Below are 14,979 nucleotides of genomic sequence, written 5' to 3'. Positions count from 1 at the left end.
CCATGCATGTGATGATTTTTGGCGCGGGTTATTCGGGGAAAGCCATTGCCAACGCGCTGAAATCCCAAGCAGCAGGGATCTCCGGCACCACGCGCAGTCAGGACAAATTCTCTGGCCTCGCCAGCGCACACATGACGCCCTTGCTCTTTGACGGCGTCCAGCTCAATGATGAGCTCGTCGCTGCAATGGACAATGTCACGCATCTCATACAATCCGTCGCGCCGGGCAAGGATGGCGATCCTCTCCTTCCGCTTCTGGGCGGCGACTTGAAAAAGCTCCTGCCCAATCTGGCATGGATCGCTTATCTTTCTACCGTGGGTGTTTATGGCGACCACGGCGGCGCTTGGGTGGACGAGACAACACCCTGCCGCCCCGTTTCCCCACGTTCTGTGGAGCGGGTAGCGGCTGAGGCCGCATGGACTGAAGCGGCCCGCGACGCCGACGCGACGCTTTCCATCCTGCGTCTATCCGGAATTTATGGCCCGGGGCGCAATGCCTTCATGAATTTCGAGAAGGGAACGGCGCGGCGGCTGGTGAAGAAGGACCAGGTATTCAATCGCATCCGCGTGGAGGATATCGGCGCGGCGGTTGCCTTCCTGGCACAGAAACACGAAGGCGGCATCTTCGACGTGACCGATGATGAACCCTGCCCCCCGCAGGATGTGGTAAGCTTCGCGGCAGCGCTGATGGGAGTGGAACCACCACCCGAACAGGCCTTTGAAACTGCCGATCTAACACCGATGGCGCGCTCTTTTTATGGCGAGAACAAGCGCGTTTCCAACGCCAGAATTCGCGATCTGGGCTTCGATTTTCGCTTCCCGGAATACAGGGTCTCGCTTCGACAATTATGGGAAAATGGCCTCTGGCGAGGCTGAAAAATGCCATCTCCAAAAGCGATGAAAAATCCTTCCAATCCCGCTTTTCCGGATGGTTTTCGTCTTATTTCAGCCAATTAGGATTTTATTAACCAAGCCGAAATCACTAAAATCGTAGTCATTAGAAAAATATTTCACTCACATTTCGTGAAGTGGATTCACGAAGCCGTGACTTGCAACAACATTCCCATTGAGCATTGATTCTTCGTTATTTTTTCCGCTTCTTCAAACGGGCGCGGCAATGGCAGCTTCCGGCCGATGATCACGAATGTTACGGTCTGTAACAGTTCGTGATTTGAGATCAGCTTTTTTTCGCCATTTTTCCCTCGCCCTACAATCTCGCATCAAAAGGCGTTCAGGCCAGTTCATGGCCGTTTAGCAAGGGCACAATCAATCGGCGCGGGGCCGATTTTCAGGGAAGCACTGTTTTGAATATCCGTCGTATAACTTTCACCGCTGCAACTATCGCCGCCTGTTCCATCATCGCGCCTCTTCAGGCGAATGCGGCAAATGGTTGTGGAGGCGCATCGTGGTATGCGTTGACCTCCAAGACTGCTTCTGGCGAGCGTATGAACGCCGCCAACCTGACCGCCGCCCACCGCTCCCTGCGGTTCGGCACCAAGGTCAAGGTTACCAACGCGCGCAACGGCAAGGCCGTTGTCGTTCGCATCAATGATCGCGGGCCATTTATCAAGGGTCGCGTTCTCGATCTTTCCAAGGCTGCGGCCAAAAACATCGGCATGATCAACTCCGGCACTGCCAAGGTCTGCTACGAGGTCGTCAAAGCCGATTGAGCCTTGCCCTCGCCGCCATTCGCGTCTACCAACCGGACTTGTCAGGAAAACGAGGTAGACAATGCGATTAGGCGGGCGTTTGGCCGGAGCAATCGAAGTATTGGCGGATATTGAGGGACGCAGGCGTCCCGTCGCCGATGCTCTGAAGGACTGGGGCCTTGCCCATCGTTTCGCCGGGTCGGGCGACAGGGCCGCGATCGGCAACATTGTCTATGATGCGTTGCGCATGAAACTGTCGCACGCCTGGCTGATGGATGACGACAGCGCCACCTCACTCGGCTACGCTGTTCTGTTGCGTCAATGGGGCAAGAGCTTCACGGAACTGGCAGCGGAATTCGATGGTGACAAATTCGCGCCTGCCGCACCGGACGCTGAAAGACAGCAGGCATTTCTCTCCCGTTCCCTCGCCGAGGCGCCGGCCCATGTTCAGGGCGACATTCCCGATTGGGTGCAATCTTCCTTCGAGGCCGCATTCGGGGAGCGCTGGCTGACTGAGGCTCAGGCGCTCAATGAGCGCCCTACTCTCGATCTGCGTGCCAACACCTTGAAGGCGACCCGTGAAAAGGTTTTGAAGGTTCTTGAGGAAAGCGGCGCGGAGGCCACGCACATCGCCCGTCAGGGTGTTCGCATTGCCGCAGGCGAAGGCCCATCCCGCCTGCCGAACGTCACCGCCGAACTCTCCTTTCAGAAGGGCTGGTTCGAAGTGCAGGACGAGGGGTCGCAGATCGTCGCCGATCTCGCCGGCGCGCATGAGGGTGATCAGATCCTCGATTATTGCGCAGGCGGCGGCGGCAAGACGCTGGCCATGGCTGCCAGCATGAACAACAAGGGTCAGGTCCACGCCTTCGACGCCGACCGCAAGCGCCTCGCGCCGATCATCGAACGGCTGAAGCGGGCTGGCACGCGTAATGTGCAGGTTCATGACCGTCCATCGGGCCTCACGCCGTTTCAGGAAAAATTCGACCGCGTTCTCGTCGATGCCCCCTGCACCGGAACCGGAACATGGCGGCGGCGCCCCGACACCAAATGGCGGCTGACCGCGCGCAATCTGGAAGAGCGCGTGCAACAGCAGGGCGAGGCACTTTCGCAGGCCAAGGGATTCGTGCGCCCGGGCGGAGAGCTGCTCTATGTAACCTGTTCGGTGCTTCCCGAAGAAAACGAACAGCAGGTCCGTCGCTTCTGTGAGCAAAATCCAGATTTTGCCATTGGTTCGGCGTTGGAGCGGTGGCAAACGACTTTCGGCAGCAATGCCAACAAACCGCATTCTTCCGACGGCAAGACAGTGACGCTCACGCCTGCAACCACAGATACGGACGGTTTCTTCTTCTGCCTGATGAAACGCAGAGCATAAAAGCATTTTGCATCCAGGGATTTTACCTGAGAAATACAGTACGGGCTTGTTTCAAAGCATTCTAAACTAGAATGTTTGACACAAGTTTGTGATTGGGTCAGAACTCGCTTGCCGCAGCGTGAAGTTATTTCATGCCTGCTCAAGGAGAGGGATCATGATCCGCAAAACCATTCTCAGCGCTTCTTTCGCGCTTCTTGCCGCATCGGCGGCTTTCACCGCGGTTCCTGCAAAGGCTGCCACAGACGCGGCCGCTATTGTCAAGCACTATGCCGATGTCGCACATGCGAAATATGAGGATTCGCTGATCACAGCGAAGGCGCTGGATAAGGCCGTCGACGCATTGATCGCCACACCGAGCGAAGAAACGTTAAAGGCCGCGCGGGAAGCCTGGATCAAGGCACGTGTTCCCTATCAACAGTCGGAAGTCTATCGTTTCGGCAACCCGATCGTTGACGATTGGGAAGGCAAGGTGAACGCCTGGCCGCTGGACGAAGGCCTGATCGACTACGTCGATGGTTCCTATGGCACGGAAAGCGACGAAAACGAGCTTTATGTTGCGAATATCATCGCCAACCCGAAGATCAAGATCAGTGGTGAAGAGGTCGACGCCTCCAAGATCACCCCGGAACTCATCGAAAGCCTGCACGAGGCGGGCGATGTCGAAGCCAATGTGACGACAGGTTACCACGCCATCGAATTCCTGCTCTGGGGCCAGGATCTGAACGGCACCGGGCCGGGGGCAGGCAACCGCCCTTACACCGATTATGACAAGGCGAAATGCACGAACGGCAATTGCGACCGCCGCGCCGATTACCTTAAATCCGCCTCCACCCTGCTGATCAAGGATCTGCAGGAGATGGTCGACGCCTGGGCGCCGGAAGGCGAAGCAACCAAAACGCTGGAAGGCGATCCGAAGGCAGGCCTCACCGCCATTCTCACCGGCATGGGCTCGCTCTCCTATGGTGAATTGGCCGGCGAACGCATGAAACTTGGCCTTTTGCTGCACGATCCGGAAGAGGAGCATGATTGCTTCTCCGACAATACCTATAATTCGCATCTCAACGACGCGATCGGCATCGCCTCGGCCTATACCGGCGACTATACCCGTGTGGACGGAACGAAGATGACTGGCGCGTCGCTCTCGGAACTGGTCGGCGCCAAAGACAAGGCGTTGAACGACGAGATGCTGGTGAAGCTGGACAAGACGCTCAATGCCATGCACGCGATGGAAAAGCGCGCTCAGACGGTTGAGGCCTACGATCAGATGATTGGCGAGGGCAACAAGGAAGGCAACGCCGTGGTTCAGGCCGCCATCGATGGCCTCCTCGACCAGACGAAATCGGTCGAACGCGTCATTGCAGCGCTCGATCTCGGCAAGATTGACCTCGAAGGATCCGCCAGCCTCGATAATCCGAACGCCGTTTTCAAATAAACGGCAAGAACGGGCCGCAGGGAGACTGCGGCCTGTTCCTCCCCACACGCGTTTGACTTTCATGGAAACGTCTCTGTCGCCGATCCGTAGGCCGTTCTTATTCGCCGGGGCAGCCTGTCTTTTGGCGACGGCGACGCTTGCCGCATCCTTGCGTGACGATCTGACGGAAAATGACAGAAACCGCGTTCTTGCAGTCACCGCTCCGGTGATCGATTTTACCGGCCCGGAGCCTTTCGAAGCCATGTCTGGCGGGGCGTCGACCAATACCAACAGAACTGACAGCAACGCGTTTTCCCATCCTTCAGCCACCATGCCCCCGAAGCGGAGGCAGGATTTTAAGCTCGGCAACGCGCTGTTTCAGAAATTGTGGGTCTCTTCTCCTTCTTCCACGCAGGCTTCAGACGGTTTGGGGCCGCTCTTCAACGCCCGATCCTGCCAGACGTGCCATGTGAAGGATGGCAGGGGCCGTCCGCCTCTTGCCGGCGAAGACGCCGTCTCCCTGTTTCTACGGCTGGCAAGGCCGGCTAGAGACGAGGCGGAACGCACGGCAATCGCGCGCCATGAAGTGTTGAACTTTCCTGACGACACTTATGGACGGCAGCTTCAGAATCTTGCCATTCCCGGCCTTGAGGCCGAGGGCAAGGCTGTCATCACCTATACGGAAAAGCGGGTGTCCCTGGCGGATGGCGAGATGGTGACGTTGCGACAGCCTGATTATGTCGTGGCAGAGTTGAAATATGGCCCGCTCGGCGCCGATACTTCGCTGTCAGCACGCATTGCCATGCCGACCCTTGGGCTTGGCTTGATAGAAGCTATCAGCGACACCGATATTCTGGCCAACGCCGATCCGGACGACAAGAATGGGGACGGCATTCAAGGGCGTCCCGCTTGGGTCAAGGATCATCGCACCGGCGAAACGAAACTCGGGAGGTTTGGTTGGAAAGCTCAGAACGCGAGCGTACGCGACCAGAGCGCAAGCGCTTTCTCCCACGATATCGGCATCTCCACACCGGATGCGCCGAATGCCTATGGCGACTGTACCGACAGGCAGAAAAAATGTCTCGCCATGCCAACGGGCGTGCAACCGCGGCTCGGGCCAGTGGAGGCGCCGGATCAGGTTCTCGATCTCGTGACCTTCTACACTGAAAACCTCGCCGTGCCGCAACGGCGTGATGTCGGTGAGCCGATGGTGCTGCGGGGCAAGCAACTCTTTTACGCCTCGGGCTGCACGGCCTGCCACACCCCAAAATTCGTCACCCGACGCGATGCCGCCGATCCGATGCATGCGTTTCAGCTTATCTGGCCCTATTCCGATTTTCTGCTGCATGACATGGGAGAGGAGCTTGCCGATGGCCAACAGGTGGGCGAAGCAAGCGGACGACACTGGCGGACCCAGCCTCTCTGGGGCATAGGTCTGACAGAACGCGTGAATGGCAATGGTTTTTACCTACATGACGGGCGCGCACGCAGCGTGACGGAAGCGATATTATGGCATGGCGGCGAAGGGCAGAAAGCGCGCGACGCCTTTGCCGTCTTGAAAAAATCCGACCGGCAGGCTTTGCTGGCCTTTCTGGAGTCTCTTTAATGAAAAAAGCCATGCGAAAAATCTCCGGCCTCATATCCATGCTGATGCTTTTGACCACACAGCCGGCCATGGCCCAGGATGTGGAACTGATGCCGCCGCCACCGCTCAACCCCGCACAGGTGCGCGGCGTCATGGAAAAGGCAGTGACCGGCTTCATCCGACCCGGCTACGACCACTTCCGACGCTCCGCAGAGACGCTGGAGGACAGCATGAAGGCTTTCTGCGCGGCGCCTTCTGCTACGACGGAGAAGACGGCGAAGGACGCCTTTGCCGATACCGTCTCAAGCTGGTCGACCATCGAGATCGTGCGTGTCGGCCCTGTCATCGAACAGAACCGTTTCGAGCGCGTCCTTTATTATCCCGACAAGAAGGGGCTCGGGCTGAAACAGGTTCAGCGTTACCTTTCCGACAAGGATGAAAGCGTTACAACCGCTGAAGGACTGAGTGGCAAGAGCGTTGCCGCACAGGGGCTGGGCGCCCTGGAATTCATTCTCTACGGCACCGGCGCGGACGAACTTCTTGATAAGAAGGGCGATTTCCGCTGCCGTTTCGGAGCCGCCATTGCCGGCAATATCGCCGATGTCGCGGCAGAGCTTTCCGATAGCTGGAACGCGGCCGATGGCGCACAGAAAAACTGGACGCAGCCGGGGCCTGATAACCCCGTCTTCCGCGACGAACGAGAGGCGCTGGTTGCCCTGCTCGGCATTCTGGTGCACGGCGCCGAGGCGATCCGCGACCAGCGGATCGAGACCTTTTACAAGGGGCCGGACAAGGCGACGTTTCCCCGCACCGCCATTTACTGGCGGTCTGGCCTGACATGGAGAAGCATCTCCACAAACATCAAGGCCATTCAGACACTGCTGCATACCGCCGATATGGCCGAACTCGTCCCACCCGACCAACGCTCCATCGTAAATTCCATCGACTTCATTGCCAAATCGATGATCCGCGTGGCCGGGACAATCGATGCAGATGTGCAAAAGGCGCTGGATCAGGACGATCAGCGAGCGAAGGTGGATTATCTTCTGCTGAACGGCAAAGACCTTATCTACCGGTTAAACGATCAATATGGCGGCGCGATTGGCCTCAGTTCCGGCTTCTCTTTCGCCGATGGGGATTGAGCCGATGATCTCCGGCACCAGGCGGACACTGATAGATCGGCGCAGCTTCATCAAAGCGGCGGGAGTTTCCTTCCTCACCGCCTTGGCTCCCCGTTCACTTTATGCGCTTGAGCGGACAGACGCGGTCTTTGCGTCTGCCTTCCGCGCCCGTGACGGGTCCTACGGCATTGCGACGGTGAGCGAGGGCGGCGAGATCATCGACCGCGTCACGCTTCCTGCCCGCGCCCATGGAATGGCGACGAGCCGCGCGACCGGCATGACCGTGGCCTTTGCCCGCCGGCCGGGGACATTCTTTATGGCCTTCGACCCCGGGGGGCATCGCGAACCGATCGTGATGCACACGCCGGAAAACCGCCATTTCTACGGTCATGGACAGTTTTCGCCAGATGGGTCGATCCTCTATGCCAGCGAAAACGACTTCGACGGCAATCGTGGCGTTATCGGGCTCTATGACGCCAGAAACGGCTTCATACGCATCGGCGAATATGACGCGCATGGCGTCGGCACGCATGACATGACGGTGAGCGACAACGGGCGAACGATCATCATCGCCAATGGTGGTATCGAAACCCATCCGGATTTCGGCCGCACCAAGCTCAACCTTGACAGGATGCAACCTTCTCTCGTGCTGCTGGACGTCGCAACCGGCCATTTGATTCAGAAACACGCGATGCCGAACGGACTGCGGCAGCTATCCACACGTCATGTCGATATCGGGGATGACGGGCGCATCTGGTTCGCCTGCCAGTATGAAGGACCGCGCAACGATCTTCCGCCACTTGTCGGCCATTTCTCTAGGGGTGAGGATGTAACCTTTGTGGATCTACCGGAAGAAACAACGGTCCGCCTTGCCAATTATGTGGGTGCCATCGCCGTCAACCGGCGCGATCAGCTGGTTGGCCTGACCTCGCCCAACGGCAACGCCGCCGTGACGCTGGATGCAAAAACCGAGCGTGTGGTTTCCGAGACGACAGTGCGGGACGCGGCAGGTGTTGCGCCCGCCTTAAGAGGCATCGCGGTTTCGTCCTATCAGGGGTTTTTCGGAACCCGGCGCAGCGATGTGGCATGGGACCAGCACATCGTGCGGCTATCCGGCTAAAATATTGAAAAAACAGGGGAACAAAAGCCCAACCGGCGCATTGGACCGATCATGAGAAATCTTGCGATCTATATTGTCTTTGTGGTTGTCGTTGTTGCCGTAGGGGCGTTGATCGGCGTCAACAATGTGCCCGGCGAATGGTATCAATCGCTGCAGAAGCCTTTCTTCAATCCGCCCAACTGGATTTTCGGGCCTGTCTGGACCGCGCTTTACGTGCTGATCGGCGTTGCTGGCGCGCGGACATGGATTCGCAAGCCGATGGGAACGCGCATGCGGCTCTGGTTCACCCAGATGGTACTGAACTTTCTGTGGTCGCCGATCTTTTTCGGCATGCAGAGTCCGGCTGGCGCATTGATTGTCATCATCCCAATGCTGATCAGCATTCTTGCCTTTATAGCGCTTTCCTATCGTCGTGACCGCATATCAATGTGGCTTTTCGTACCCTATGCCGTGTGGGTCGCCTTTGCGACGGTGCTCAACGCAAGCATCGGCATGCTTAACTAAAGTGCTTGCGCATTTCCAAAGGAAAAGCGCGCTGGATTTTTCCTAATTTCTCTAATTTGCCGCATCGCCCTTGTCTTGCCTGCCGCCCCGCGCCATGTCAGTTTGCGATGAGGCAGAAGCAGGCAGGCAGGCCATGGAGATCACTGATCCCGGCGATTTTCGTCAGCGGATAGAAAGAAGCTTTGCGCGGCAGGGCGTGGTTCAGGCGATTAACGCCGAAATCAGCCGTATCGAACACCGGCTGGTGGAAATCGAACTCCCTTTTCATGAAAAGCTGACGCAGCAGCACGGCATACTGCATGCGGGTGTCATCGCCGCCTGTCTGGATACCGCCTGCACCTATGCCGCCTATACGATCATTGAGACGGAAGCCTCGCTGCTGACCATCGAGTTCAAGGTGAACCTCATGTCGCCGGGACGCGGCGAGCGGTTTCTGTTTCGCGGCGAGATCATCAAGCCCGGCAATAATCTTATCGTCGCCGATGGTCGCGCCTATGCCCTGTCCGATGGGCCGGCAAAGCTGATCGCCTCAATGACGGGCACGATGATGGTGGTGAAAGGACGCGAGGATATTACCGGATGAGCTACCGGCTTTCGCACGTCGCCGATAAATCCATTCTTTTCGTCATGGCGGCTTCTGCCGAATACGGCCCCCACCTTCAGGCGCGCATTACGCCCCTGATGACCGGCGTCGGCCCGGTTGAAGCGGCCATTTCGGTGACGGCCGTTCTTGCTGGTCTCGATGCGGCTGACCATCTGCCCGACCTCGTCGTTTCGCTCGGCTCCGCCGGTTCCCGCACCCTCGAACAGACCGCAATCTACCAGGCAGTGTCGGTTTCTTATCGTGACATGGATGCCTCTCCCTTCGGTTTTGCGAAGGGTTGCACACCGTTTCTCGACCTGCCGGCGGAGGTGGCCTTGCCATTGCGGATACCCGACGTTGCCGGGGCGCGGCTTTCCACCGGCGCCAACGTCGTTTCCGGCGAGGCCTATAGGCTGATCGACGCCGATATGGTGGAAATGGAGACATATGCAGTTTTAAGAGCATGCCAGCGTTTCGGTTTACCGCTGATTGGCCTGCGCGGTATTTCCGACGGCAAGGCCGATGTGAAACACGTGAATGACTGGACCGAGTATCTGCACATCATCGATGAAAAACTGGCGGATGCCGTTGACCGGCTCTGTCGCGCTATCGAAGACGGCGCGATAGCCCTCTGAACCTTGCGATTTTCGCGATTTTCTACCGTTTGCCACCCGCTTCCGGGTTGCCTAAAGCCGCCATTTTCTTTAAAGGCTCGCCATGACCCAGATAGCCCATCCCGACAGCATTCTCATCATCGATTTCGGCAGCCAGGTGACGCAGCTGATTGCGCGCCGCATCCGCGAAGCCGGGGTCTATTGCGAAATCCACCCGTTCCAGAATGCCGCAGAGGCGTTTGAGAAACTTCAGCCCAAGGGCGTGATCTTCTCCGGCGGCCCCGCATCTGTCACGGCGGAAGGAAGCCCGCGCGCGCCGCAGGCAGTGTTCGACAGCAAGGTACCGATCCTCGGCATCTGCTATGGCCAGCAGACACTGTGCACACAGCTCGGCGGCGTTGTCGAGGGCGGCCATGCGGCGGAATTCGGCCGCGCCGATATCGACATCAAGAAGGCTAGCCCGCTGTTCGAAGGCTTCTGGGAGCAGGGCAAAAGCTACCCGGTGTGGATGAGCCATGGCGACCGCGTGACGAAGCTGCCGGAAGGTTTCGAGGTCATCGCAACCTCCGAAAACGCACCGTTCGCCATCGCAGCGGACGAGACGCGCCACTATTACTCCACCATGTTCCATCCGGAAGTGGTGCATACGCCCGATGGCGGCAAGCTGCTGTCAAACTTCGTGCACAAGATCGTTGGTCTGAAATCCGACTGGACGATGGCGGCCTATCGCGCCGAGATGATCCGCAAGATCCGCGAGCAGGTCGGCACCGGCCGGGTGCTCTGTGCACTTTCAGGCGGCGTCGATTCTTCGGTTGCAGCTATTCTCATTCATGAGGCTATCGGCGACCAGCTGACCTGCGTTTACGTCGATCATGGGCTGATGCGGCTTGGGGAAAGCGAACAGGTCGTCGGCATGTTCCGCGACCACTACAATATTCCGCTTGTTCATGTGGACGCATCCGACCTGTTCCTCGGCGAACTCTCCGGCGTTTCCGATCCGGAAGTGAAGCGCAAGACCATCGGCCGTCTGTTCATCGAGGTTTTCGAGGCCGAAGCGGCCAAGATTGCCGCCGATGGCAAGGGTGCTCCGAACTTCCTCGCGCAGGGCACGCTCTACCCCGACGTCATCGAAAGTGTCTCCTTCTCCGGCGGCCCTTCGGTGACCATCAAGAGCCACCACAATGTCGGCGGTCTTCCCGAGCGCATGAACATGCAGCTCGTCGAGCCGCTGCGTGAACTCTTCAAGGATGAAGTGCGCGCTCTTGGCCGCGAACTCGGCCTGCCGGAAAGCTTCATCGGCCGCCATCCCTTCCCCGGTCCGGGTCTTGCGATCCGATGCCCCGGTGCGATTACCCGTGAAAAGCTCGATATCCTGCGTAAAGCGGATGCGATCTATCTCGACGAGATCCGCAAGGCCGGTCTTTACGACACCATCTGGCAGGCTTTCGCCGTGCTGCTGCCGGTCCAGACTGTTGGTGTCATGGGCGACTACCGAACCTATGACTTCGTCTGTGCGCTGCGCGCGGTGACCTCGGTGGACGGCATGACTGCGGATTTCTATCCCTACGACATGAACTTCCTCGGCCGTGCGGCAACCCGCATCATCAACGAAGTGCGCGGCATCAACCGTGTCGTCTACGATGTCACGAGCAAGCCGCCCGGCACGATCGAATGGGAATAGGACCATACTCGATACGGTGAGATTGCTGCCGCAACGCCACCGTATCTAAAGAAGAAAGACGACGCCGCGACTAGTTCGCGGCGTTTTTGTTTTGTCGGATGAGATAGATCATCTGGGCAGTCAGGCCAGCCACGAGGATCGCCAGCAATCCTGCCTGGGCGCCGAGAAGCAGCGGCGATTTCAGGTCTGTCACTATCGGATGACCGTCGGGAACACGGCGCAGAATTTCACTCACCGTCGGGACCATCAACAGAAACGCGGTAATGCTGAGACAGATGGTTTCAATATATCTGGCGATACGCGTTGAACCCAGAACGCGTTCGATACCGTAGCCTGCAAGCAGGAACAGGATGGTCAGGACGCCAACGACGTAGCTGATTGGCTGATGCGCCACAAGAAAGACAGTTGCAGCGCCAATCAGCATGGACACAAAGTAGATTGCCCCGGGCGTGGATCGGGGGACGATGCGACCGTAACGGGTAAACATGAAAATGGCCGCGGGAATGGCGGGCAGACTGCCGAGCGTGTGGATCCAGCCAAGCGAAGAAATACCGAACATGCGAAATTGCCTTTCTCTTCCTGAAAGATGGGGTGGTCCGGAACGCAGATTGTCGCTGGCGTGTCTGCCAGAGCAGCGTCATTAGTTGATCGGTCGGTCTCGTTTGGGTCATGCGTCGACGCCCCTCGCAAGATGCAGTTCAAGCGGTGATGCGCTCCAGCATCGGGCGGGTTATGGCGCCAAAGCTTGCGGCATCGCCATGTGCGCGCGCTGAGAGCATTGCGCCGTGCACGGTGGCCATGAACATCTCAGAATTGACCCGCGCTGTGCCGGTTAGTGCAAGGCGCCCTTGGGAAGCGCCGCGCTCCAGCACGGCTGTAAGCCAGTCCGAGAGACTCCGAAAATGCGCACGCACCTCGAAAACGACCGCTTCGGGAAGAATCGGTATTTCGCCGGCAAGCAGCGCACAGACGCAGAAGGGGTGGGTTGCATCGGCGATGCAGCGCTCCCAATAGCCGATATAGGCGCGAAGCTGCTCCAGCGGATCTGGAATGTGCTGCGCCAGCGCGGCGATACCGGCTTCGGCCTCGTGCCTGTACTGTGACACCAGTTTCGCGACCAAGTCCGCCTTGCTGGGAAAATGGTGATGGATACTCGCGTTGCGAATGCCGACTACATGGGAAATATCGGCATAGCTAAAACTATTATAGCCCCCTCTCACAATCAGGGTCCGGGCGCACTGGAGAATGTCATCGGCTTTGGTTTTAGAGCTTTTCATGCTTTTACCTACCAACTAGTAGGTAGAATGTCAAACACGTTTTTCGCAGTGAATAAGCTCCGGCGATGGGATCCGGACGAGGATCGACCCCGACGATCACAGGCGGAGAACCATAAAAGAAAGGCATGCCCTCAGCCATTGCCCCGTCATTGCCTGGCCCCATCGACATGCCACTCGCATTGGCTTGTTGGTTGGCCCTGCTTCCCGCCACCTTGGCTAGCGGAATGTTGGTCCCGCGGACCAGCTGGGAAGATCGTCTGCTCCAGACCGAGTTGCCGGTTCATACGGATTGCGTTCGCGAAAGGCCGTATCGAATATTGCCCGGCATATGGTGAAGTTTTGTTCGCTTTTTGTTCTTCCAATTTTCCTCGGCGATGATAATATTGCGGCCTTGAGCAAAGGCCGTGGAGCATCGTCGTGAGTTTCGAGTTGACGGATAATGGAGGGTCAGGGCAACTTTTCCTCGAAGGCTTCGATCTGGAGAAGCAGCGACGGGTCAATCCGCGATTTGGCAACAAGGTCTTAATCGTGCTGAAGCCGCCCGTGGCCTTGGCGGAGAGAATTTTCACCGATGCATCGTGCCATGCCGCCGGGCGGACGAAGCGGGCGGCCCATCCAGCCGAGCTTCTGCATATCACCCTCCTTTGCGTCGGGTGTTTCGACACCGTGCCTCGCGGTTTTGCGAACCGGCTGAAGGCGGCACTGGGGGAAATAAGGGCGCGTCCCGTTCCGATTACGTTCGATGGCAGCTCGCTTTTCGGCAATCGCAGCTGTCTGGCGCTAAGCAGCCGCCGCGAGATGCTGGAGCTCAGAGCATTGGCGAAGATGGTGCAGCGCGCGCTTTGGCGGGCCAATCTGCCCTTTGTTGCCGCATCGTCGTTCACGCCGCATCTCACCGTGGTCTATGGCTGCGGGAAAATCGACATCATGCCTGTTGAAAAACCATATAGCTGGCTGGCGGGCAGCTTCGAACTCATCTTCAGCCATAATGGAGAGACGCGGCACGAATCTCTCGGGCGCTTCCCGCTTTCGGCGAAAGCGGACCGCTATGAGCAGCCGGAAAGTCAATTATATCTGCCGGAAAAAATATTCAGGCCGCAGAAGCGGTCGGCGCACAAGATGGCGGCACGATAACGCTTACGTGAAAAAGCACGGCATACATGCCTAGCATTAGCTGCCAAACTGCTGTTAGACGCAGAGGATGCGCCAACAAAAGCGCAGTTTGTAGCGCCCGCCGAGAACCAGGTGTTCCGGTATCCGGCGCGAGCGAGGCGGTGCCGCCTCGCCGGGAACGATAACCAGCTTAGAGCTGAACCTTGTCGAAAGCCTTGCCATCGATGCCGAGGGCTTCGAGATCGGCACGGGCGGGCTTGCGATGCGCGCGAACAGCGGCCGAAACCGAGAGCGCTGCACCGAGAACGGCGAAAGTTTCACCGAAGAAGTTACGCGATGTCTTTGCAACCTGACGCATTTTTCTCTCCATCTTTGATGCCCAGATAATGGGCATTTCCGCACCGTTCTACAACTCATGATGTAGCAGGGAAGCCATGCAGCTTTGCTCGCGCTCGTTCGGATATCAGCCATTGCGATTTCGCATGGCTCAGGCTTGGCGTCTTCAAAAGGACGCAGGGCGCCTCAGCCGGCGGGTTGAATAAGGCGGATATTTTGTTATGCCGGAAAGCTTGAACACAAAGAGGCTGGCAGCATGACGATCATCATTTACGGCATCAAGAACTGCGACACGATGAAGAAGGCCAGAAGCTGGCTGGAAACCCATGGCGTCGACTATTCTTTCCATGACTACAAGGCCTCGGGCATTGACCGCGCCCATCTGGAGACATGGTGCGATGCCGCGGGCTGGGAAATGGTTCTCAACCGCGCCGGTACGACCTTCAAAAAACTCGATGACGGCCAGAAGGCTGGCCTGAGCCGCGAGAAGGCCATTGCACTGATGCTGGAGCAGCCCTCTATGATCAAGCGTCCGGTGCTGGAGGCGAAGGGCAAGATAACCGTCGGTTTCAAGCCTGAAACCTACCAGACTCTTTTTGCGTGACTGCAATCTG

16 protein-coding genes are annotated in these 14,979 nt (G+C 58.0%); 13 read left to right on the top strand and 3 right to left on the bottom strand.

What is annotated here, in order from left to right; translation table 11 throughout:
• Window positions 1-2: 2 nt before the first annotated feature.
• From HQN82_RS13465 to guaA, 11 genes are all read left to right on the top strand, one after another.
• Window positions 3-875 (top strand): SDR family oxidoreductase, encoded by an 873-nt coding sequence (locus HQN82_RS13465; protein ID WP_173614975.1) that lies wholly within the window; start codon window positions 3-5, stop codon window positions 873-875.
• A 428-nt stretch (window positions 876-1,303) separates the two neighbouring features.
• Window positions 1,304-1,669, top strand: a complete 366-nt coding sequence (locus HQN82_RS13460; protein WP_004439454.1) for a septal ring lytic transglycosylase RlpA family protein — start codon at window positions 1,304-1,306, stop codon at window positions 1,667-1,669.
• A gap of 61 nt (window positions 1,670-1,730) precedes the next feature.
• Entirely contained in the window at window positions 1,731-3,020 is a 1,290-nt protein-coding gene (locus HQN82_RS13455) for an RsmB/NOP family class I SAM-dependent RNA methyltransferase (protein WP_173614974.1), read from the top strand.
• Window positions 3,021-3,174: 154 nt separating this feature from the next.
• Window positions 3,175-4,452 carry an imelysin family protein gene (locus HQN82_RS13450; protein ID WP_173614973.1) on the top strand — a complete coding sequence of 426 codons (1,278 nt, stop codon included), beginning with the start codon at window positions 3,175-3,177 and terminating at the stop codon, window positions 4,450-4,452.
• Between the two features lie 61 nt (window positions 4,453-4,513).
• Window positions 4,514-6,037, top strand: coding sequence for a di-heme oxidoreductase family protein (locus tag HQN82_RS13445; protein WP_173614972.1), 1,524 nt, complete (start codon window positions 4,514-4,516; stop codon window positions 6,035-6,037).
• On the top strand, window positions 6,037-7,158 hold the full coding sequence (locus HQN82_RS13440; RefSeq protein WP_173614971.1) for an imelysin family protein: 1,122 nt from the start codon (window positions 6,037-6,039) through the stop codon (window positions 7,156-7,158). Before HQN82_RS13445 ends, HQN82_RS13440 begins: the two co-directional genes overlap by 1 nt.
• A 4-nt stretch (window positions 7,159-7,162) precedes the next feature.
• A complete protein-coding gene (locus HQN82_RS13435; protein ID WP_173614970.1) occupies window positions 7,163-8,257 on the top strand; it encodes a DUF1513 domain-containing protein in 1,095 nt (364 codons plus the stop codon).
• A gap of 51 nt (window positions 8,258-8,308) precedes the next feature.
• On the top strand, window positions 8,309-8,761 hold the full coding sequence (locus HQN82_RS13430) for a TspO/MBR family protein (protein ID WP_035206657.1): 453 nt from the start codon (window positions 8,309-8,311) through the stop codon (window positions 8,759-8,761).
• Between the two features lie 133 nt (window positions 8,762-8,894).
• Window positions 8,895-9,344 (top strand): PaaI family thioesterase, encoded by a 450-nt coding sequence (locus HQN82_RS13425; protein ID WP_173614969.1) that lies wholly within the window; start codon window positions 8,895-8,897, stop codon window positions 9,342-9,344.
• Entirely contained in the window at window positions 9,341-9,979 is a 639-nt protein-coding gene (locus HQN82_RS13420) for a 5'-methylthioadenosine/S-adenosylhomocysteine nucleosidase (RefSeq protein ID WP_173614968.1), read from the top strand. Before HQN82_RS13425 ends, HQN82_RS13420 begins: the two co-directional genes overlap by 4 nt.
• A gap of 82 nt (window positions 9,980-10,061) precedes the next feature.
• The gene (gene guaA, locus HQN82_RS13415) at window positions 10,062-11,639 is read left to right on the top strand and encodes a glutamine-hydrolyzing GMP synthase (RefSeq protein ID WP_072493853.1); all 1,578 of its coding nucleotides are present in this window, start codon (window positions 10,062-10,064) and stop codon (window positions 11,637-11,639) included.
• Between the two features lie 70 nt (window positions 11,640-11,709).
• Here the strand turns inward: guaA and HQN82_RS13410 are convergent, their stop codons facing one another.
• Both HQN82_RS13410 and HQN82_RS13405 read right to left on the bottom strand, forming a co-directional pair.
• On the bottom strand, window positions 11,710-12,198 hold the full coding sequence (locus HQN82_RS13410) for a hypothetical protein (protein WP_173614967.1): 489 nt from the start codon (window positions 12,196-12,198) through the stop codon (window positions 11,710-11,712).
• A 139-nt stretch (window positions 12,199-12,337) separates the two neighbouring features.
• Window positions 12,338-12,916: a TetR/AcrR family transcriptional regulator gene (locus HQN82_RS13405; protein ID WP_173614966.1), complete on the bottom strand. Its 579-nt coding sequence runs from the start codon at window positions 12,914-12,916 to the stop codon at window positions 12,338-12,340.
• 417 nt (window positions 12,917-13,333) lie between these two features.
• On the opposite strand from HQN82_RS13405, the gene HQN82_RS13400 reads away from it, so the two are divergent.
• Complete coding sequence (locus tag HQN82_RS13400) at window positions 13,334-14,050, top strand: 2'-5' RNA ligase family protein (RefSeq protein WP_045533020.1); 717 nt, start codon at window positions 13,334-13,336, stop codon at window positions 14,048-14,050.
• 169 nt (window positions 14,051-14,219) lie between these two features.
• On the opposite strand, the gene HQN82_RS13395 is transcribed toward HQN82_RS13400, so the two are convergent.
• A complete protein-coding gene (locus tag HQN82_RS13395; RefSeq protein ID WP_003503889.1) occupies window positions 14,220-14,387 on the bottom strand; it encodes a hypothetical protein in 168 nt (55 codons plus the stop codon).
• Window positions 14,388-14,621: 234 nt separating this feature from the next.
• Here HQN82_RS13395 and HQN82_RS13390 point away from each other — a divergent pair, with 234 nt between their 5' ends.
• Window positions 14,622-14,969: an ArsC family reductase gene (locus HQN82_RS13390; protein ID WP_004439419.1), complete on the top strand. Its 348-nt coding sequence runs from the start codon at window positions 14,622-14,624 to the stop codon at window positions 14,967-14,969.
• Window positions 14,970-14,979 lie beyond the last annotated feature (10 nt).

Source organism: Agrobacterium pusense (assembly GCF_013285525.1).
GTDB classification, from domain to species: domain Bacteria; phylum Pseudomonadota; class Alphaproteobacteria; order Rhizobiales; family Rhizobiaceae; genus Agrobacterium; species Agrobacterium pusense.
The sequence above is the reverse complement of the archived record's forward strand: the minus strand, read 5'-3'. Positions and strand labels throughout refer to the sequence as shown.